Annotated in this window: 12 protein-coding genes; 6 read left to right on the top strand and 6 right to left on the bottom strand. The window is 48.8% G+C overall.

The window, feature by feature from the left end; all coding sequences use genetic code 11:
• Positions 1 to 135 precede the first annotated feature (135 nt).
• Entirely contained in the window at positions 136 to 1,866 is a 1,731-nt protein-coding gene (locus BMZ54_RS22360; RefSeq protein WP_089917586.1) for a M14 family metallopeptidase, read from the bottom strand.
• A 208-nt stretch (positions 1,867 to 2,074) separates the two neighbouring features.
• Positions 2,075 to 2,329, bottom strand: a complete 255-nt coding sequence (gene rpsT, locus BMZ54_RS22355) for a 30S ribosomal protein S20 (protein WP_089917584.1) — start codon at positions 2,327 to 2,329, stop codon at positions 2,075 to 2,077.
• Positions 2,330 to 2,607: 278 nt separating this feature from the next.
• On the opposite strand from rpsT, the gene BMZ54_RS22350 reads away from it, so the two are divergent.
• From BMZ54_RS22350 to BMZ54_RS22340, 3 genes are all read left to right on the top strand, one after another.
• Positions 2,608 to 5,364, top strand: a complete 2,757-nt coding sequence (locus tag BMZ54_RS22350; RefSeq protein WP_089917582.1) for a 2-oxoglutarate dehydrogenase E1 component — start codon at positions 2,608 to 2,610, stop codon at positions 5,362 to 5,364.
• 109 nt (positions 5,365 to 5,473) lie between these two features.
• Positions 5,474 to 7,054, top strand: a complete 1,581-nt coding sequence (gene odhB / locus BMZ54_RS22345) for a 2-oxoglutarate dehydrogenase complex dihydrolipoyllysine-residue succinyltransferase (protein ID WP_089917581.1) — start codon at positions 5,474 to 5,476, stop codon at positions 7,052 to 7,054.
• Positions 7,055 to 7,148: 94 nt separating this feature from the next.
• Complete coding sequence (locus BMZ54_RS22340; protein WP_089917579.1) at positions 7,149 to 8,318, top strand: RsmB/NOP family class I SAM-dependent RNA methyltransferase; 1,170 nt, start codon at positions 7,149 to 7,151, stop codon at positions 8,316 to 8,318.
• 41 nt (positions 8,319 to 8,359) lie between these two features.
• Here the strand turns inward: BMZ54_RS22340 and BMZ54_RS22335 are convergent, their stop codons facing one another.
• The 4 genes from BMZ54_RS22335 to mnmA form a co-directional block, all read right to left on the bottom strand.
• Positions 8,360 to 10,045, bottom strand: a complete 1,686-nt coding sequence (locus BMZ54_RS22335; protein WP_089917577.1) for a S8 family serine peptidase — start codon at positions 10,043 to 10,045, stop codon at positions 8,360 to 8,362.
• A 115-nt stretch (positions 10,046 to 10,160) separates the two neighbouring features.
• On the bottom strand, positions 10,161 to 11,804 hold the full coding sequence (locus BMZ54_RS22330) for a glycosyl hydrolase family 18 protein (RefSeq protein ID WP_089917574.1): 1,644 nt from the start codon (positions 11,802 to 11,804) through the stop codon (positions 10,161 to 10,163).
• Positions 11,805 to 11,900: 96 nt separating this feature from the next.
• Positions 11,901 to 15,143, bottom strand: coding sequence for a glycosyl hydrolase family 18 protein (locus BMZ54_RS33385; protein WP_238386649.1), 3,243 nt, complete (start codon positions 15,141 to 15,143; stop codon positions 11,901 to 11,903).
• A gap of 456 nt (positions 15,144 to 15,599) precedes the next feature.
• Entirely contained in the window at positions 15,600 to 16,694 is a 1,095-nt protein-coding gene (gene mnmA, locus BMZ54_RS22315; protein ID WP_089917572.1) for a tRNA 2-thiouridine(34) synthase MnmA, read from the bottom strand.
• Between the two features lie 185 nt (positions 16,695 to 16,879).
• Between mnmA and BMZ54_RS22310 the strand changes: the two genes are divergently transcribed.
• From BMZ54_RS22310 to BMZ54_RS22300, 3 genes are all read left to right on the top strand, one after another.
• On the top strand, positions 16,880 to 18,391 hold the full coding sequence (locus tag BMZ54_RS22310) for a tagaturonate reductase (protein ID WP_089917570.1): 1,512 nt from the start codon (positions 16,880 to 16,882) through the stop codon (positions 18,389 to 18,391).
• Between the two features lie 215 nt (positions 18,392 to 18,606).
• Entirely contained in the window at positions 18,607 to 20,001 is a 1,395-nt protein-coding gene (uxaC, locus tag BMZ54_RS22305; RefSeq protein ID WP_089917568.1) for a glucuronate isomerase, read from the top strand.
• Complete coding sequence (locus tag BMZ54_RS22300; protein ID WP_089917565.1) at positions 20,001 to 20,996, top strand: sugar kinase; 996 nt, start codon at positions 20,001 to 20,003, stop codon at positions 20,994 to 20,996. The genes uxaC and BMZ54_RS22300 overlap by 1 nt, the downstream gene beginning before the upstream one ends.

Here is a 20,996-nt window from a genome sequence, read left to right as displayed (position 1 = left end):
ATTAGTTAGTAAATTGATTCAAATTTAAAGGGTTATGAGCGTACTAACAACAGGCAAAATGAGAAATGTAGGATCATAAAAAAGCGTAAATACAGTAATTTATCATTACTGCATTTACGCTTTACGTAGAGGCGTTTACTTTATACGGTACACCGGGTACCGCAAATATCCCGGCTCAGCATACTGCGAATGGTTGTATACAAAATCCAGCTGTGCACTGGCGTTATGGGCAAAAGCAGTATCGGTAGCTTTACGTTTTTCCAGCTCCGCTTTTACTTCGGGATGTTGGCGTAAATATTCCGCAGCAGTATCTTCAAACACATAGCTGGAATATCCTTCTTTAGGCGCCAGTATGGCGTCAAAGAAATTCCATGCAAAGAAGGAGTCGCCGCCGGTGGGTTCCAGGGTTTCTATTAAATAACGGTTGGCATTTTGGTTTAGGGGAATGTAGTAATCGCCTTTGCGGAAAGCGATCTTTTCCTGTGTGGCAGCTACTTTCACCTGGCTATGCAGGTAATGTTTTTCATAGGGTCTGGCAGCTGTTTTATAATCGGTGATATGATATACTTCCACTGTGATGGCAGTATCATGGGCCAGGCGCTGCATCTGTACGTTACTATTCTTTAACAGGTCTATTACGGCCCACCAGCCTTGCGGAATAACATACGCTGCAGGCTTTTGCACAAAGTTACCCGGCTCCGCCACATTGTAAAAAGGGATCTGCCGCTCGTAGGGTTTACTGCGGTCGTAATACAGGCGTGGCAAACCGGAAACCTCGCTGGGCTTGTGGCCTGCTGCAAATCCTTTAAATGTAATGGTGCTATGCTGGTTCATATCTGTTTTCCATTCCAGCGGAAAGCTGTTTTGCGTTTTTACGGTTTGTTTGGTTTGATCGCGGATCGATTTAATGGCAGCGCTATGCTCACTTACAAATTGTATAAAACATTCCATTAGCTCATAGGTGGCTTTTACCCGCTGCGGGTAAGGTTTTAGCATATGCGTTTCCGGTACAAATCCAAAAGTATGGAATAGGGCCGCGTAACCGCTGGAGTAGCGGGGGCCGTCGAAATATTGTGTCCAGCCGCTATCGGGTGTTTCCCCAAAATGGTTTACGTAGGGGATCAGGTCATATCCCCGGGCTTTCATGAGCTTATACAGGCCGGGTTCAAATTCCTTATCCAGGTAATCGCCCATTACGCCGCCCAGCTTATTATGCTGGGTACTTAGCAGGGTTAACACGTGCTGGTAGTCGGCGCCGTTGCTTACATGGTTATCAACAAACACATCCGGGTCTGTGAGCTGGTAGATCTGCTGAAAGGAGCGGGCATTTTTAGAATCGGCTTTAATGAAATCCCGGTTCAGATCCAGGTTTTGGGCATTACCACGGGATCCAAAGGCATCCGGCCCGTTCTGGTCTACCCGGAAATCCGGGCTGCGGTTCAGGGCGCCCCCGATATTGTATATGGGTATTACAGCCAGCACCACATTATCCGGCAGGTGTTTTTTACCCAGGGCCAGGTCGCGCAGCAGCAGCATGCTGGCGTCAATACCATCTGGCTCACCGGGGTGTATACCATTGTTAATGAGTATGATACGTTTGTTTTGCTGGTGCAGGCTGTTAAAGTCAAAATTACCCTGGCCGGAGAAAATGGCCAGGTGCAGCGGGTAACCGGCATCAGTAGGCCCCATTTCCAGCAGCTTGATCTGCGGAAAGCGCTGGTCCAGCCGGCGGTAATAATCTATGCATTCTGTATAGGTAGTGGTTTCCCGGCCCTGGGTACGTTCAAAGCGGGTGGTCAGGTCCTGGGCCAAGGTGTGCAAGGGTATCAGCCAGCTGCAAGCGGCGGCTATCAACAGTTTTCTCATCGGTCAGATTTAGATTTCAGGGAGGTTAAAATAATGATTTATCCAGATAACCTGTATATTTAGCAGGGGCGGGCGGACGGTAAAAATGTTGACTGGCGGAAAGCGGAAAGCCAGGGGTGGTGTGAAAGGGCAGTAGTAGCAAAAACAAAAAGCCCTTCCTGTTTTACAGGAAGAGCCATGTATAAGAAATAAGTTGTGTGCCTATGAATTAAGCCAGGACATTCACCTTCTTAGCCAGTTTGCTCTTCAGGTTAGCGGCCTTATTTTTATGGATCACGTTACGTTTAGCCAGCTTATCAATCATAGCGGCAACTGCTGACAGGTCTTTCTCAGCGGCTGCTTTATCGGTCAGCGCTTTCAAATCACGGATCGCATTACGAGTGGTTTTACCGTAGTAACGGTTCCGCTCATTGCGCTTTCTGCTCTGACGTACGTCTTTTTTCGTTGCTTTATGGTTTGCCATTGTTTAATTTTCAGTTTCAGGAGGGCAAAGGTACGGATATTCTTTTTTCAAAACAAAAAATTAATGTACCGTTTCTGCCGAGGCACAAATCTACAAAATATATGAGTTAGGCGCATCCGGGTAGCCTGTTTGTGTACTACTTTATCCGCATATTTATTCATTATTTTACTAGCGCTTTAACAAAAAACAAGCGATATTTGCAATCCAATATTATAATGGGTATCAAATTTCAACAGAACAAGTAATTTGAACCGAAGACCAAGCAAAACTCGTTGTAAATGAAGGACTTCTCATTTGTCACTAACTCGCACCCTGCTTACATTGAATCATTATACCAGGATTACCGTAAAGATCCTCAGGCCGTTGATCCCGAATGGGTTAAATTTTTTGAAGGATTTGATTTCGCGGTATCTACTCAAAATGGTAAAGCAGGAGCAGCAACAGTGGCGGCAGGAAGTAGTGCTGCACCCGTATCCGGCGATCAGCTTAGCAAAGAGCTGAGCGTATACAGGCTTATACAGGCCTACCGCAAAAAAGGACACCTGATCTCCAAAACCAATCCCATCCGCGAAAGAAAGAACCGCCAGGCAAACCTGGAGATCTCTTTCTTTGGTTTAAGCGATGCAGACCTGAAAAGCGAATTTTTTGCCGGCCAGGTAATAGGTCTGGGCAAAACTTCCCTGGAAAATATTGTTAACAGGCTGAAACAGGTATATGCCGGTCCTGTAGGATTGGAATTTACCTATATTAACGACGCCAAAAAGGTAGAATGGCTGCAGCGTGAAATGGAAAACACCATGCACCAGCCCATGCCCCTGGAAAAGAAAAAGCGTGTGCTGCAAAAGCTGAACCAGGGCGTAATCTTCGAAAAATTCCTGCATACCAAATATATAGGTCAGAAGCGTTTTTCGCTGGAAGGTGGTGAAAACACCATTACCGCGCTGGATGCCATGATCAATACCGCCTCTGAGCTGGGCGTACAGGAAGCCGTAATAGGCATGGCGCACCGTGGCCGCTTAAACGTATTAGCTAACATCCTGGGTAAAACCTATGAGCAGATCTTCACGGAATTTGAAGGCCTCTCCACCCCGGACCTTACTATGGGCAGCGGGGACGTGAAATACCACCTGGGTTTCCGTTCTATGGTGGATACGCCTGCCGGCAAACAGATCAACCTGCAACTGCTGCCAAACCCCTCCCACCTGGAAGTGGTAGACCCGCTGGTAACCGGCTTTGCGCGCAGTAAGGCAGATGTGATCTATAACAGTGATTACGATAAGATATTCCCGATACTGATCCATGGCGATGCGGCTGTAGCCGGCCAGGGTGTGGTGTATGAGCTGGTGCAGATGAGCAACCTGAAAGGCTATTACACCGGCGGCACCATGCATTTTGTGATCAATAACCAGATCGGTTTTACCACTGATTTTGATGATGCCCGCTCCTCCGACTACTGTACCAGCGTAGCTGCCATTGTGCAGGCGCCGGTATTCCATGTGAATGGGGATGATGCGGAAGCCGTGGTAAAGATCTCCGAGATAGCCACCCGCTACCGCCAGGAATTTAATTGCGATATTTTCATAGATCTGCTTTGCTACCGCAGGCATGGCCATAATGAAGGCGATGAGCCTAAATTCACCCAGCCCAGCCTGTATGCATTGATCGATAAACATGCGGATCCGCGCGAAGTGTATACCCAGTACCTGCTGAAGAATGGTGAAACAGATGCGCAGGAAATGGCCAAGGATATGCAAAAAGTGTTCTGGGCTGAGCTGCAGGAAAGGCTGGATGAGGTAAAACAGCATCCCCTGCCTTACAGCCATCAGAAACCGGAACAGTGGTGGGCCGCCCTGCGTAAAGCCACTCCGCAGGATTTCGAGCAATCACCGGTAACGGCTATTAAAGAAGAAGATTTTACCCGTCTGTTCAACAGCCTGATGCAATGGCCCAAAGATTTTGTGCCTTTACGTAAGGTGGACAAGCTGCTGAAAGATAAGATCAAGCTGTATGAAACAGAAGGTAAGGTGGATTGGGCTACCGGCGAACTGCTGGCCTATGCCAGCCTGCAGGTAGAAGGGAAGGATGTGCGTATGAGTGGAGAAGATGTACAGCGTGGTACCTTCTCACACCGCCACGCTATTTTGTTTGACGAAAACACCAACGCTACCTATAACCGCCTGGCGCACCTGCAGGAAAAACAGGGCCAGTTCCGCATCTACAACTCTTTGCTGAGTGAGTTTGCTGTAATGGGCTTTGAATATGGTTATGCCATGGCCAACCCCAATACCCTGGTATTGTGGGAAGCACAGTATGGCGATTTTGTGAATGGCGCACAAACCGTAATAGACCAATACCTGACCAGCGCCGAACAAAAGTGGACCACCATGAACGGCCTGGTGCTGTTACTGCCACACGGGTATGAAGGCGGTGGCCCTGACCACTCAAACGCCCGCCCGGAACGCTTTTTACAAGCCTGTGCTGAATATAATATTGTAGTTACAAATATTACTACCGCCGCTAACTTCTTCCATGCGCTGCGCCGCCAGCTTACCTGGCCATTCCGCAAACCGCTGGTGAACTTCTCGCCCAAAGCAAACCTGCGTCACCAGGGTGCTTACTCTACTAAGGAAGATTTTACTACCGGTGGTTTTAAAGAAGTGCTGGATGATCCGTTTATTACAGATGCTTCCCAGGTGAAGAAAGTACTGTTCTGCAGCGGTAAAATTTACTTTGACCTGAGCGAGAAACAAGTGAAGGAAGGCCGTAAGGATATAGCCATTGTTCGTCTGGAACAGCTGTATCCTTTACCGGTAACGCAGCTGGAAGCTGTTAACCAGAAATATAAAGGAGCTACCTGGTTCTGGGTACAGGAAGAGCCGCTGAACATGGGCGCTGCCTCTTACCTGCAAATGAACCTGAAGCAGCTGAACTACGGCGTTATCAGCCGTAACCCAAGCGCTGCCACTGCTACCGGTTATGCAAAGGTGCATACCCGCGAGCAGCAGGAAATCATTGAAACAGCGTTTAATATTTAAGATTTTAGATTTACGATTTTAGATTTAAGCGCGGAGGCTTTCCCAATAAATCTAAAATCTAAGATCTAAGATCTGAAATCGAAATTATTGCAAACAGAAAACTGAAATAATGGTTGTCGAAATCAAAGTTCCTACGGTAGGAGAATCTATAAGCGAGGTAACAATTGCGAAGTGGTTGAAGAAAGACGGGGATTATGTGCAGCAGGATGAAGTATTGTGCGAAATGGAATCGGAAAAGGCCACCTTTGAGCTGAATGCAGAGAAAGCAGGCGTATTGAAAATAGCTGCCCCGGAAGGTGCTACCCTGAACATTGGCGCGGTAGCCTGTACCATTGATACAGATGCTGCTGCACCTGCAGGCGCGGTTGCCCCGGTATCTGCTAACGCACCGGAAGCCGCTGCTGCTGCCAAAGCAGCAGAACCCGCACCACAGGCGCCCGCTGGTCCTCCGCCGGCCAATAAGGGAACTATTGATATGAAAGTGCCCACCGTTGGAGAATCTATCAGCGAAGTAACGCTGGTAAAATGGCTGAAACAGGATGGCGATTACGTAGAACGTGATGAAATGCTGTGCGAAATGGAATCCGAAAAAGCCACCTTTGAGCTGAACGCAGAAGAAGCCGGTATCTTAAAAAGAGTAGCTAAAGAAGGCGATGTGCTGAAGATCGGTGATGTAGCCTGCCAGATAGATACCAACGCCGCCCGCCCGGCCGGTAAAGCAGCACCTGCTGCCACCGCTGCCAAGGCTGAAGTGCCTAAGGCAACACCGCAGGCCCAACAGGCGCCGGTAACCGCTATCCCGGATAATATTAAAACTACCCCGGTGGCTGCCGCTGTAATAGCAGATAAGCATGTGGACCCCTCCTCCATCAAAGGGAGCGGTGCTCATGGCAAAATATTGAAGGATGATGTGTATGCCGCCCTGCAAAACCCGGGTGTGGCATTAGGTAAAGAGCTGTTTGCCCGCAACGACCGCAGGGAGAAAATGAGCAACCTGCGTAAAACGGTATCCCGCCGCCTGGTGGAAGCCAAGAACACTACGGCCATGCTCACCACTTTTAACGAAGTGGATATGACCAATATCATGGACATACGCGCCAAGTATAAAGAAGTGTTCAAAAAACAGCATGAGGTGAACCTCGGCTTTATGAGCTTCTTCACCAAAGCCTGTTGTTTTGCTTTACAGGAGTTCCCTTCTGTAAATGCTTACATTGACGGGGAAGAGCTGGTATACCATGACTACTGCGATGTGTCTATTGCCGTATCTGCCCCCAAAGGTTTAGTGGTACCGGTGATCCGTAATGCAGAAAGCCTGGGCATGGCAGAGATTGAAAAGAAAGTAGTAGAGCTGGCTACCAAAGCGCGTGATAACAAGCTCACTATGGATGAAATGACCGGTGGCACCTTCACCATTACCAATGGTGGTGTGTTTGGCTCTTTAATGAGTACGCCTATCATTAACATACCCCAGTCAGCTATTTTAGGTATGCACAAAATACAGGAGCGCCCCATGGCCATAAATGGCCAGGTGGTAATACGCCCCATGATGTACCTGGCGCTGAGCTATGACCACCGTATTATTGACGGCCGTGAATCTGTAAGCTTCTTGGTGAGAGTAAAAGAAATGCTGGAAAACCCGGAACAGCTGCTGTTCGGCAAAGACCCGGTAAAGGCGTTGCTGAAATTATAATCTTCCTGATAAATTAATAAAGCAAAAATTAAAAAGTAAAACCCGGTTCTACTTTTTAATTTTTGCTTTTTGCTTTTTTACTTTTCTTTGCCCCATGACCCGTTGGGAAAATTACTTGTTATCAGCAGAGAAGATCGTTACCACTTATGATGGCAGCCTGCCATTACACCATTTTCTGAAGCCATTTTTTAAGCAAAACCCGCAAATGGGCAGCCGCGACAGGCGCTGGATCTCGCAGCTGGCCTATGCCTTTTACCGCCTGGGCCATTTATGGAAAAATGAAATGCCCGTAAAGGACCGGCTGTTGCTGGGCCTTTTCTTATGCGAAACACAAAGCAATGAAATACTGGCCCTGTTAAAACCGGAATGGAATGAGCAGGTTACTTTGCCTGTAGCAGAAAAATTGTCTGCCGTTTCCTTTAACGGGCAATCGCCCACACCCAATGATATTTTTCCCTTTACAGCCTCCCTTTCTGAAGGAATAGATGCAGTGGCTTTTGCCAACGCCTATTTTGTGCAGCCCCGCTTATTCATCCGTGTGCGGAAGAACAAGCAGGAAGCTATTACCGCATTGCTGCAGGATGCTGGTGTAACAGGGGAGTGGCTGGCTGATGATATGCTGGCATTATCCAACGGCACTAACATAGAAACCATCATTAAGAATAAAGATTGGTACGAGATCCAGGATGCCTCTTCCCAGCAAACCGGCCAGCTGTTTACGCCCAAACCCGGGCAGCGCTGGTGGGATGCCTGTGCCGCCAGCGGCGGAAAATCTTTACTGCTAATGGATAAGGAACCACGCGTGCAGCTTACGGTGAGTGATGTGCGTGTATCCATACTGCAAAACCTGTATGAGCGTTTTTACACTGCAGGTATTAAAAACTATGAGACCAAAGCGCTGGACCTTACGCTGCCTGTACCCCCGAAAACCCTTGACTACGGATCGTTTGACGGTATTATACTGGATGCGCCCTGCACCGGTTCCGGTACCTGGGGCCGCAGCCCGGAGCACCTGTACTTTTTTGAAGAAACGCGCATTAATACCTTTCACAACTTACAAAAACGTATAGCCGAAAACGTTGTACCGCTGTTAAAAAAAGGCGGTTCATTGATTTATATAACCTGCTCTGCCTTTAAGCAGGAGAATGAAGCGGTGGTAAAACATATTTGCGAACACACCGGCCTGCAATGGCGCGATGGCGGTATTATTACTGGTTATAACATTGGCGCGGATACTATGTTTGCGGCCAAATTGATGAAGTAAATGTGCGGATGTGCAAGTATGCAGATGTACAGATGATGGAATTACTGTTTTACCAGCTTCACCACCTCTTTGTTATTCCCCTGTACAAATCTCAGGTAGTACATACCTACCGGTAATTTATCTAATCCGGTTTGCGTGGTAAAGTAGCCGTAATTGCTTACAGCAGGTAGCTGCCAGGTACGGGTAAGCCGCCCTGCGCCATCTATCAGCTGCAGGTAAATGGGTTGCTGTGAGGCTGTGGATTGATAATAGATGCTTAGCTGACTGGTAAAAGGATTAGGAAATATTTTGATCATGTGGTTGGCTAGCTGCTCGCGGATAAAAGCCGTATCGCCCGCTTCCCGTTTCAATAAAGTATCATAGGCTGCATGAAAGTTGGGAATGCCGTATCCCATGCGATTATCCCTGGCCGGGTATTGGCTGGAGCATGCCTTTACCGCCTGCACAATTTCCAGGTTGGTACGCCGGGGAAAAGCCTGCCATAAGCAGGTTACCAAACCCGCCAGCACCGGGCATGCATAAGAAGTGCCGTTGCCGCCGGCAATAGTTCCATCTATGGTTACTAACGCTGTACCTACCCCCATTGCGGCTACATCGGGTTTTATACGTCCATCTGCGGTAGGGCCATAGCTGCTGAAATTAGCTACCCGCGCCTGGCTGGTTACCGCGCCTACGGTCAGCACACTGTCTGCATCCGCAGGAGCCAGCAGGTATTTCCAGGATGATTCCCCTTCATTACCGGCTGCATTTACCACGATCATGCCTTTGCGTACTGCCAGTGCAGCGGCTCGTGTAATAGCCAGGCTATGACCGTCCAGCTGCGCATAGGTATGATCATACTGCGGATCATCAAACGTGTTATATCCCAGGGAGGAGGAGATTACGTCCACGCCTAAACTATCTGCCAGCTCCACACCGGCGGCCCAGTTGCTTTCTTCTATGGGTTGTTCTGTGCCGGCTTCCTCTGTGCGTAACAGTACATAACCGGCTTCCGGCGCAGTACCGGTTATTTCGCCTGGCAGGTCAGCGGCTAGTATAGACAGGCAATGTGTGCCATGATCACTATAATTATATACATCCGCCGTACCATCTGTAAAGTTGCGGGTATAGGTAATTTTCTGGTTATTACGCAGCCAGGTAAAAGCGCGGTTATTGTTTACAGAAGGGAAACCGCCATCCAGCACCGCTATCAGCATACCATTTCCTTTCAGGTTTTTATTATGCAGGTATTCCCCTTCATGTAAATGAATTTGCGTATAGGCGCTGCCGTAATCAATATCTGTAGTACCCATTATACGGGCGGTACTAACGCTATCCCGCCTGCGCCGGTCACCCGGGGCTGATAGCCTGTTGGCACTTTTTACCAGCGTTCTTACAAAGGGCAGCTGCTGTATTTTTAGCAGGGCAGCTGCATCATTGGTGGCAATAACAGCCTGGTTAGTCCAGCGTAAGGTGTAGCCCAATTGTACATTGCCGGTTTGCAGTACGGCATTCACATAATCCGCATTCACCGGCAGGTCAGTACTGTCTATGGCAATTTGCTGGCGGCTGCGGCGCTCAATTGCGCGGGTGGATAAATATGCTGCAGGCGCATTCAGCTGATAAGGGCTCCCATTTTTATCTGTAAAGGCAATTACATACCGGGGTGTTTGCGCCCGTGCAGGTATACCGGCCAGCAGCAGGCATAGGGGAAAAAGAAGGGAAATGGATAAGGAAAATGTTTTCACAATGGGCCGGGCATTTATGTGAAATTAGGCGTTCCGGCTGAGATTTCCATGTAGCTGCAGGTACAAAAAAGGCCGGGCAAAAATACCCGGCCTGTGTTCCTACGTGTATGCTTTTTTATTGAATGATGATCTTTTTGGTGTACGTATGCTTACCGTTGGTAATGGTCATGATATATAAACCACTGGCAATGTTGCCGGTGGGAATGGTGAGCACACCGGCACTGGCCTTTTGATAGGACACTACCCGTTTGTTCACATCCACCAGCTGCACCTGTACCGGTTTGCTGGCATCATACTGCGCTACCTTCACGGTAAAGGAGCTGCCTTTCACTACCGGGTTGGGATATACGACGGTGTTACCTGTTTTAGCGCTTTCCGCTGTTTGGGTAGTAATTTCAGCAGCAATAGCTGTTTTGGCAGCTGCGCCTACTATGCCATAGGTAAAGTCTTCCCAGCCCTGTGCAGTGGCCCTGTTACAGGTCATAGCCTGGATACCGTTCTCCGAAGAAACAAACAAGCCATTGCTGCCTTTTAGTGAAATAGTACCATCTGCATTCGCGATCCACTCAAACTGTTCCCAGCCATCCGCAGCATCCCGGTTGCAGTTCATAGGGGCAGCACCGTTCTCAGAAGAAACAAATTTACCCTGGTTGCTCAGTGTAATTTTACCGTTGCCGGCATCGCCTACCAGGAACTGCTCCCAGCCCTGTACCGTAGCCCGGTTACAGTTCATAGGCTCTTCGCCGTTCTCCGAGCTTACATACTGGCCGTTAAAGCCTTTCAGCCAGATGGTTTTACCAACAGGCGCTGTGGTAGTGGGGGGCGGTGGCGTGCTGGTATCACCGCTTCTTTGTGCCACTACTTCATGAATGGCCGATACCAGGGACGTGGCGCCTGCACCGTCTGTAGAAAGGTCCCACATCATAATGCCGCCGCCCCTGTCATAGGCGAGATTTGTTTTCTTCTTAATAGTGGGTATACCGTTATATCCTATGTTACCAAATACATCTGCGTTGGGGCTGGCTCCTCTCGAAAGCAATTCGTTGTAACCTATCCAGCCGGGCCGGCCAAAAAATGGCACGCCCAGCACTGCCTTGTCCTTAGGCAGGCCGCGGCCTAACCAATAGTTCATACAGGAAACGGCCAGGTCGTAGGTGGAATGTTGAAAATCATTATCGTCATACGCCATTATGGCAAGGTAATCTGTAATGGGAAAAAGGCCGTTCACAAACATGGAACCGCCTTCGCCAATTACGGCAGCTGTGAGCAGCTTGCCTTTGGGGTGCAGGGCGTTATACAGGTCCTGCATCAGCAGTAGGAAGTTCTGCGGCTCATTGGTGCCGCTGGGATATTCCCAGTCAATATCCACACCATCCAGGTTGTACTGGTTTACAAAAGTCATCATGTTGCTGACGAAAGTGGCACGTATAGCAGCACTGGGCGCAATGGTGCGGAAACCCACATCACCGCCGCCGCCACCTACAGAAATGATCACCTTAACACCTTTGGCATGTGCAGCGCTCACCAGGCTTTGCAGCTTGGATGGATTTTCAATCGGCTGATAGCTGCCGGAAGCAGTAGGGATCAGGAAGGCATAATTAACGTGCGTAAGCTTAGTGAATTGCACGTCGCTTACATTGCCGCCCCAGGTGGGCAAATAGCCTACTACTTTAAATGGCGTTTGTGAAAAGGTCTGCCAGGATGTAGCAAGCAGCAGGAATAACAGCAGGACTGTTTTATTCCATAGGTTTTTTTTCATAAGATGTAGGTTAAATTAAGAGATCGTAAAGCTCGCAATACGGTATAAACAACACTGCCGGTCTTTTACCGGCAGTGTTTGTTTTAGTTAGTTGAGTTATTGAATGATCACCTTTTTGGTATAGGTATTTTTACCGTTGGTGATGGTCATAATATAGAACCCGCTGGCTACATTGCCGGTGGGGATGCTGAGCATACCGGTGCTGGCCTTTTGATAGGACACCACCTTTTTGTTCACATCGATCAGCACTACCTGTACAGGTTTGCTGGCATCGTACTGCTCTACCTTTACAGTAAAGGTGCTGCCCTTTACTACCGGGTTCGGATATACGAGCGCGCTACCTGCTTTAGCGGTGGCTGCTTCTTTAGGAGCAACAGCTGTTGCAGCAATAGCTGCTCTGGCAGCTGCGCCTACTATGCCGTAGTTAAAGGCTTCCCAGCCCTGTATGGTAGGGCGGTTGCAGGTCATGGCCTGTGTGCCGTTCTCAGAAGATACATACAGCCCATTGTTGCCACGCAGGGAAATAGTGCCATCAGCATTTACAATCCAGTCAAATTTTTCCCAATCCTGCGCAGTGGTTCTGCTGCAGGTAATGGCCTGTTCCCCGTTCTCAGAAGAAACAAATTTACCCTGGTTGCTCAGCGTAATTTTACCATTACTACCATCGCCTACCAGGAACTGCTCCCAGCCCTGTACAGTAGGTCTGTTACAGTTCATAGGCTCTTCGCCGTTCTCAGAGCTTACGTATTGACCGTTAAAGCCCTGCAGCCAGATGGTTTGGCCAATAGGCGCGGTTGTGGGCGGGGGAGGATTGCTGGTGTCGCCGCTTCTTTCCAATACTACCTGGTAGATGGCAGTTACCAGTGAGTTAGGATTGGTAGGAGCAACATCCTGTGACAGTTCCCACATCATAACACCGCCGCCATTGTCAAATGCCAGGTTGGTCTTACGTTTAATAGTGGGAATACCGTTGTAGTAGTTGCCGTTAAATACATCGGCATTAGGGCTGGCGCCATTAGCCAGCAGGGTATTATAACCATCCCAACTGGGACGTGCGTAGAAGGGCAGGCCCAGTATGGCCTTTTCTTTAGCCAGGCCGCGGCCTCTCCAGTAGTTCAGTGATTGTACTGCGTAATCGTAAGTGGAGTGATTTGCATTATTGGCATCATATGCCATAATGGTCAGGAAGTCCACTACAGAGAATACGCCATTTACAATGCTGCTGCCGCCTACTGCTACTACCGCAGCAGTAAGCAGCTTACCACGGTTATGCATTTCAGTGGAGAGCTGTGTCATTAATGCCAGGTAGTTATTGGCAGAGGCGCCATTGTCAGGATATTCCCAGTCAATGTCCACACCATCCAGGCCGTACTGGTTTACGAAAGCGATCATGTTGTTCACGAAAGTGGTACGGGTGCTGCTGTTGGCAGCCAATCCTTCAAAACCACCGTCGTTGCCGTTATTCCAGCCACCAACGGAGATCATTACTTTCACGCCTTTAGCATGTGCATTGGTCACCAGGCTTTGCAGCTTACCCGGGTTTTCAATAGGCTGCAGGCTGCCGTTGGAATTTGGCAGCAGGAAGGCGTAGTTGATATGTGTTAGCTTGCTGTACTGAACAGACTGTGGATCTACGTTGCCGGCCCAGGAAGGCATATAACCTACTACTTTAAAGTTATTAGTAACTGCTGCTGCGGCCATCGCTGCAGCGCTTACCTCACCCCAGCTGAAGGCTTCCCAGCCCTGTATGGTAGTGCGGGTGCAGGTCATAGCCTGCGTGCCGTTTTCAGAAGAGATATACAGCCCATTATTGCCACGCAGGGAAATAGTGCCATCAGCATTTACGATCCAGTCAAATTTTTCCCAATCCTGCGCAGTGGCTCTGCTGCAGGTAATGGCCTGTTCTCCGTTCTCAGAAGAAACAAATTTGCCCTGGTTGCTCAGCGTAATTTTACCATTACCGCCATCACCTACCAGGAACTGTTCCCAGCCCTGTACAGTAGGTCTGTTGCAGTTCATAGCCTGGGTGCCGTTTTCGGAGCTTACGTACTGGCCGTTAAAACCTTTCAGCCAGATGGTTTTACCAATAGGGCCGGTTGATGGAGGTGGCTGTATACCGGGTGCTACGGCTGCAATGGTGCCATTGTTCTTTACACAATTGGCAAACTTAATATTGTTCAGCACTGCTGCCATGTTGCTGGCGCCATCCATCAGGTAGGGCGGGTTAATGTGCATTAGTGCAGCATTTTCCTGGGTGTCAAAACGTTTGTACGTCCAGTGGCACCAGCCAATACCTTTTGAATTCAGCGCGCGGATGTTTTCGCTTAACCAGTTGTTGTCGTTCTCGCCGGTTTCGCCTACCCAAACAGGTACCTGGTTGGTGTTACGGAAGTTTACCATGTTGGCGATCAGGTTGATCTGGTTCACATCGCCATTGGTTTCCGTAGTGGAATTGGTGATCCAGTAACGGTGGGCGTTGTACACCAGGTTGGAGCGGTTGGTGAAGGTAAAGGGCTCCATGTAATTGTAGTTGTTGCCCCATCCGTTCCCTTCGATCATGAGCAGGTGATCATCACCCTGTGCACGGATAGCATTGATCAGGCGCTCAAACAGGTCATGGATCGTACGGTTGTCCGGTACGTTGTTCGGCTCATTGATCAGGTCATAAAAAGCCACGCCGTTGTTGTTGATGTAACGGGTGGAGAGGCGCTGCCACAGGCGAACGGTCATGTCCCTATAGATCTGTTTGTTCCACAGATCATTGCCTACCAGGGCGTCGGAAATGTTGGCGTCTGTGCCTTGTGCGCCGGGCGCGGCGTGCAGATCCAGGATCACATACATGTTGTTGGCAGCGGTCCATTTCAGCAGACTGTCTGTGAGGCGGAACCCTTCCAGGTCAGCGTCATTAAACAGCTGGTTGCTGTTGTACCAGGAGGTCAGGTTGCTTACATACGTGTTGTAATTGCCTGAGTTGCGGGCTACGCTGTTACGCACCGCGCGCTGGGCGCTGGTCAGGAACAGCTCATAGTGCAGCGGCAGCCGCACGCAGTTGAATCCCTGGGAGGCCAGGTAATCAATGTCTGCTTTGGTAATGAAATTGTTACGCCAGCTCTGGTAGAAGGCTTCTACCTGCGCATCGGTCTGGCCCTGGTCATACAATCTTTTTTTGATGGACCATTGGGTGCCACCACCGGAAAATGAAGGTTTGATCATGTAACCTTCCTGAAGCATCCATCCACCAAGGCCTACGCCTTTGAGGATCACTTCCTGATTACTTTCATTGATGATACGTGTGCCGCTTTGGCGGAGTCTTGATAATTGTTGCGCAAACGTTTGCATACTCAGGCAGAGTGCTAGCAGTAAAACGGAACAATACAGGTACAGGTACGGTGCACGGCGTGGAAGTCCGTGCCGTCGCGTAGAACGGGTTCTCATAGACGGTTCTTTGTTTTTTGGTTTATAATCAATAAAGGTTCATGCTCCCGCAGTGCACTGCGGGACGGTAAATAGTCGCACGAGTGCGCCCATAGTACCATCTTATCTAGCTAAAAAGCTAAAAAAGGCAAGAAAAAGAGATGAAACCGGATAAGTATTGGATGGAATGGCTACCCTGAAAACACAAAGGGACTGAAAAAATGTAAAATTTCAAATGTAAAAGGGGAATACAGTGAAGATGTTATCTGCTGCATTCCCCTTTATATTCAGGATTTATCTCGTTCATAAAGTCTTTTAAATGGTCTCTATGAACCTCCTTCGCCGGTTTAAAATTTTATATTCTTGTTGGATCAGCTATGATTATAAGCGCTGAATGATGCCGCCGCCTATTACATCATCCCCTTCATAGAACACGGCGGACTGCCCGGGTGCAATACCTTTCACCTGTTCGTAAAAGCGAACGCCGATCTGCCCGTTATCTGTGTGATACAGGTTGCTCAGGGCGCCTTTATCCTTATAACGGATCTTGGTAGTGGCTTCCATCCCTTCGGGGATATGGTCGTATTTAACCATGTTAATACCGGCTACCCGCATTTCACTCCGTTGCAGGTCTTCTTCCTCACCCAGCACCACGGTATTGGTTTCCGGGATAATGCTGGTTACGTATATCGGGCGGCCCAGGGCAATATCAAGCCCTTTACGCTGGCCAATGGTGTAAAAGGGATAACCCTTATGCTGGCCTACAATGGTGCCGTCCTTCAGCACAAAATTGCCCCCATTCACCTGTTCTTCCAGCCCATCTACCCGGCGTTTCAGGAAACCGCGGTAGTCATTATCCGGTACAAAGCAGATCTCGTAGCTCTCTGCCTTTTTGGCCAGCTCAGGATAGCCAAAGTCAAATGCCATCTGGCGGATTTCTGTTTTACGGTATTTACCCAATGGCAGCAGGGTACGGGCCAGCACATCCTGCTGCAGGCCCCATAGCACATAGCTCTGGTCCTTCAGGTCATCAATGCCTTTGCTAAGCACATAACGGTCGTTATGCTGCCGTATTTGCCCGTAATGGCCGGTGGCTATAAATGCGCAGTCCATAGCATCGGCTCTTTTCAGGAGCGCCCGCCATTTAATATGGGTATTGCAAAGCACGCATGGATTAGGGGTGCGGCCTGCCAGGTATTCATCTACAAAATTGTTGATCACAAAATCCCCGAACTCGTCCCGGATATCCAGCACAAAATGCGGGAAACCATGGTGTACGGCGGCTGCGCGGGCATCGTTAAAAGAATCCAGGTTGCAGCAGCCGGTCTCCTTTTTACTGGCGCCGGAAGATGCGTAATCCCAGGTCTTCATCGTAATGCCGATCACTTCATATCCTTGCTCGTGCAGCATCAGCGCGGTAACCGTACTATCGATACCGCCACTCATGGCCACCAGCACTTTGCCGTTTCTGCTCATAGTAGTTCGTGTAAGGCTGCAAAGTTAAAGAAAATCCTGCCATCGGCGGGCAACAGGTTATTGATAGTAGTGATAGCGCCATAGAGAGCATTCAGCCATCAGGATTTCATCATTTTTTATTATAAAATCTTAAAATGGAAGCCTATATTTAGCGGGTAAAGTATTAAATATTATAAATTAGTTCCATGTTGCCTATATTAAACAGCGAATATGTGTTAAGCCGGCCTGATCTCCATATCTCAAAGGAGTACCTTAACTACCCCGAAAAAGTACTGCAGTTTGGTACCGGTGTGTTGCTAAGAGGATTGGTGGATTACTTAATAGACAAAGCAAACAAACAAGGCATTTTCAAAGGCAGGGTAGTGGTGGTGAAATCTACGGATGGCCCTACCACAGAATTTTCTTCCCAGGATAATTTGTACACTACACATATCAAAGGCGTAGCCCAGGGCGAGAAAATTAACCGCACCCTGGTGAACGCTTCTATTAGCCGTGTTTTGCAATCGAATGCAGATTGGGCACAGGTATTGGAAACCGTACACCAGCCTGAATTGCGGGTGATTATTTCCAATACTACCGAAGTAGGGATCCAGTATGTGGAAGAGAATATTTCCAACGGTGTGCCGGCCTCTTTTCCCGGTAAATTGCTGGCGGTGCTGTGGGAGCGTTTCCAGTATTTTCAGGGCAGCGCAGACAAGGGTTTTGTGATCGTGCCTACAGAGCTGGTAGTGGATAACGGGCGTTTATTACAGGAGATCGTATTACAGCTGGCAGCCTTTAACCAGCTGCCGGCAGCATTTATAGAATGGATAAAAAACAATAACAATTTCTGTAATTCACTGGTTGACCGTATTGTGCCCGGTAAACCCAAAGACCTGGAAACACTGCAGGAGAAAGCCGGTTATACAGATAGTTTGTGGATTGATGCAGAACCTTTCCTGCTATGGGCTATAGAAGGTGATGCGCATATTAAACAACGGCTTTCTTTTCATGAAGCAGATGCGCGCATGCTAATAGCGCCCAGCATTACGCCCTACCGGGAGCAGAAATTACGTATCTTGAATGGCAGCCATACCATTTCCGTACCGCTGGCATTCCTGGGGGGATTGAACACGGTGTACGAGTGTATGGAGCATTCCTATATGCACAGCTTTTTCCGTACCGTAGTGATGGAGGAAATACTGCCTACCATACAGGATATTTGTCCGCATGCCGATAACTTTGCACAGGATGTGCTTGACCGGTTTGCCAATCCCAATATTGCGCATAAGCTCATTAGCATAACATTCCAGGAAAGCTCCAAAATGAATGCCCGTAATGTGCGCACGCTGCTGCGTTATTATGAGCGCAAGCATACATTGCCGCCGGCCATGTGCCTGGGTTTTGCCGCCATGCTGCTGTTCCTGCGCCCCGTGAAGGAAGAAGGCGGTAAGTTCTTTGGCGCCCGCGGCACAGAACAATATGTGATCACAGATGATAACGCTGCTGTTTTTGCCGCTTACTGGAAAGAGGTGAAAACCGCTGACAGCGCAGCAGTTACCCAGCTTGTACAACAAATAATATCCGATACCCGCCTGTGGGAAGCTGACCTTAACCAGCTGCCAGGCTTTGCGGAAACCGTAAGCGCGCACCTGCTGGGCATGATGCAGGAAGGCACGCTGGCGTATGCGGATGGCCTGCGTAAGGCGGTGAAGTAATTATGAATTTTTAATTACGAAATGCGGGCATTCATGAATGCCGCTGAAAGTAATTGTGATATGAATAATACGAATGGGGACACACTTCGGGAATGGCATTAAATAAATTTTATGAATTTGAACAATTATGAAAGTGAATGATGCGGGTGGATATATAATCTCCGCTGCATTAATTCGTAATTCGTAATTGAACAATTCGTAATTAAATTTCGCGTATGAAGCAATTCTTATCAGCAGATTTTTTGTTACAAACAGCAACGGCTCAACGTTTATTTCATGAGTATGCCAGCAGCATGCCCATTATTGACTATCATAACCATCTGCCGCCGGATGAAATTGCCGCCAACCGGCAGTTTGAGCACCTGAGCGCTATGTGGCTGCAGGGAGATCACTATAAATGGCGGGCCATGCGCGCCAACGGTGTGGCGGAAGAATTTATTACCGGCAGCGCAGATCATTTTACAAAGTTCAAACACTGGGCGGCCACCGTACCTTATACCATGCGCAATCCCTTATACCACTGGACGCATATGGAGCTGTTAAATCCCTTTGGCGTAACCAAACAGCTGAATGCAGATACGGCAAAGGAAATTTACGATCATTGTAACGCACAGCTGCCGCAATGGACCACCCAGGCCCTGCTGCAGCATTTTAAGGTAAATGCACTGTGCACCACCGATGATCCCTGCGATAGCCTGGAACATCATAAAGCAATCAAGCAAAAGAATTTAGGGGTAAAAGTATTACCCACCTTCCGGCCTGATAAGGCAATGGCAGTAGAAGATGCTGCTGCATTTAATGCTTATATGGATAAGCTGGCCGCTGCTGCCAGTAAAGACATTAACAGCTACCAGGCCTTGCTGGATGCGCTGCGCAGCCGTCACGATTATTTTCACGCCGCGGGCGGGCGCTTGTCTGACCATGGTATCAGCACCTTTTACGCAGCAGCGTATACCACCGCCGGCCTGGAAAACATTTTTGCCAAACTACGTGCAGGCAAGGCCGTGAGCACCGAAGAAGCGGCGCAGTTCAAAGCCGCCACCCTGCATTTTATTTGTGAGTGGAACCATGAAAAAGGCTGGGTACAGCAATTTCACGTAGGGGCCATCCGTAATAATAACAGCCGTTTGTTGCAGCAGATCGGCGCAGATGCAGGTGTGGATTCCATTGGCGACTGGCAGGTAGCGGAAAGTATGTCGGCCTTTTTTGATGGGCTGGATAAAAAAAGCAAGCTGGCTAAAACCATCGTCTATAACCTGAACCCGTCTCATAACGAAGTGTTTGCCACCATGGTCGGCAATTTCCAGGATGGCACAGTGGCCGGTAAAATGCAGTTCGGCAGCGGCTGGTGGTTCCTGGATCAGAAAGACGGTATGGAAAAACAAATGAATGTATTGAGCAACATGGGATTGCTTAGCCGCTTTGTTGGGATGCTGACAGATTCCAGAAGTTTTCTTTCCTATTCCCGCCATGAATATTTTAGACGTATTTTGTGTAACCTTATAGGAAATGATGTAGAGAACGGCGAGCTGCCGTCTGATATTCCCTGGCTGGGTAAAATGGTGCAGGATATTTGTTACAATAATGCAAAAGCCTACTTTAATTTTTAATGAAACCGGTAAAAGTTATATCGTACGGAGAGTTGTTATTCCGCTTTTCCCCTGACTGGGAACAACATAGTTCAGCATTATACATAGGCGGGGCAGAGGCTAATATGGCTGCCTCCCTGGCACGCTGGGGCACACCAGTGGCCTACATTAGCAAAGCCCCCGAAAACGGCCTCTCAAAGCAGGTAATGCAGCAGCTGGAAAAGGCAGGCATTACTACCGACCGTATGCTGTGGGGCGGCGACCGTATAGGCGCCTACTTCCTGGCACAGGGCAGCGACCTGAAACATGCAGAGGTGGTGTACGACCGCAAATACTCCGCCTTCAGCCAGCTGGAACCCGGCACCGTAAACTGGGATGAATTGCTGGAAGATGCTACCTGGTTTCACTGGAGCGCTATTACACCTGCGCTCAGCGAGCAGGCTGCCAAAGTTTGTAAAGAAGCCCTGGAAGCTGCCAGCCGCAAGGGCCTCACCATTTCTACTGATCTGAATTACCGCAATAAATTATGGCAATACGCCAAACCATTCCAGGTAATGCCGGAGCTGGTGCAGTATTGTGATGTAATAATGGGCAACATATGGGCAGCGCATAACATGCTGGATACTGCCCTGGATACCGTGGCTTTAGAGCAGGACAAAAAAGAAGTGTACCTGGAACAGGCTATTAAAGTAGCGCAGGAAATAACGGAAAAGTACCCACGCTGTAAACACGTGGCCTTCACCTTCCGTTTCTCCAGCGGGCCTACCCATAACCTGTATTATGCTACCTACTACCACAACGGGCAGCAAACTGTTTCCAAACAGGTTGAAACCAATGAGGTGGTAGACCGCGTAGGCAGCGGCGATAGTTTTATGGCAGGCCTTATACACGGGCTGCTGCAGGGCTTCGATGCACAAAAGCTCATTTCCTTTGCTGCCGGTGCTGCCTGGTCCAAATTGTTCATAAAAGGCGACTTTAACCAAACCAGTAAAGAAGATATTTTAAAACTCATTTAA

This window comes from Chitinophaga rupis (assembly GCF_900109685.1).
Taxonomy (GTDB): Bacteria; Bacteroidota; Bacteroidia; order Chitinophagales; family Chitinophagaceae; genus Chitinophaga; species Chitinophaga rupis.
This window is presented reverse-complemented; position numbering and strand designations above follow the sequence as displayed.

Coding starts and splice junctions, on each gene's coding strand:
- BMZ54_RS22360 (WP_089917586.1), bottom strand. CDS start 1,866: ATGAGAAAACTGTTGATAGCCGCCGCTTGCAGCTGGCTGATACCCTTG.
- rpsT (WP_089917584.1), bottom strand. CDS start 2,329: ATGGCAAACCATAAAGCAACGAAAAAAGACGTACGTCAGAGCAGAAAG.
- BMZ54_RS22350 (WP_089917582.1), top strand. CDS start 2,608: ATGAAGGACTTCTCATTTGTCACTAACTCGCACCCTGCTTACATTGAA.
- odhB (WP_089917581.1), top strand. CDS start 5,474: ATGGTTGTCGAAATCAAAGTTCCTACGGTAGGAGAATCTATAAGCGAG.
- BMZ54_RS22340 (WP_089917579.1), top strand. CDS start 7,149: ATGACCCGTTGGGAAAATTACTTGTTATCAGCAGAGAAGATCGTTACC.
- BMZ54_RS22330 (WP_089917574.1), bottom strand. CDS start 11,804: ATGAAAAAAAACCTATGGAATAAAACAGTCCTGCTGTTATTCCTGCTG.
- BMZ54_RS33385 (WP_238386649.1), bottom strand. CDS start 15,143: ATGCAAACGTTTGCGCAACAATTATCAAGACTCCGCCAAAGCGGCACA.
- mnmA (WP_089917572.1), bottom strand. CDS start 16,694: ATGAGCAGAAACGGCAAAGTGCTGGTGGCCATGAGTGGCGGTATCGAT.
- BMZ54_RS22310 (WP_089917570.1), top strand. CDS start 16,880: ATGTTGCCTATATTAAACAGCGAATATGTGTTAAGCCGGCCTGATCTC.
- uxaC (WP_089917568.1), top strand. CDS start 18,607: ATGAAGCAATTCTTATCAGCAGATTTTTTGTTACAAACAGCAACGGCT.
- BMZ54_RS22300 (WP_089917565.1), top strand. CDS start 20,001: ATGAAACCGGTAAAAGTTATATCGTACGGAGAGTTGTTATTCCGCTTT.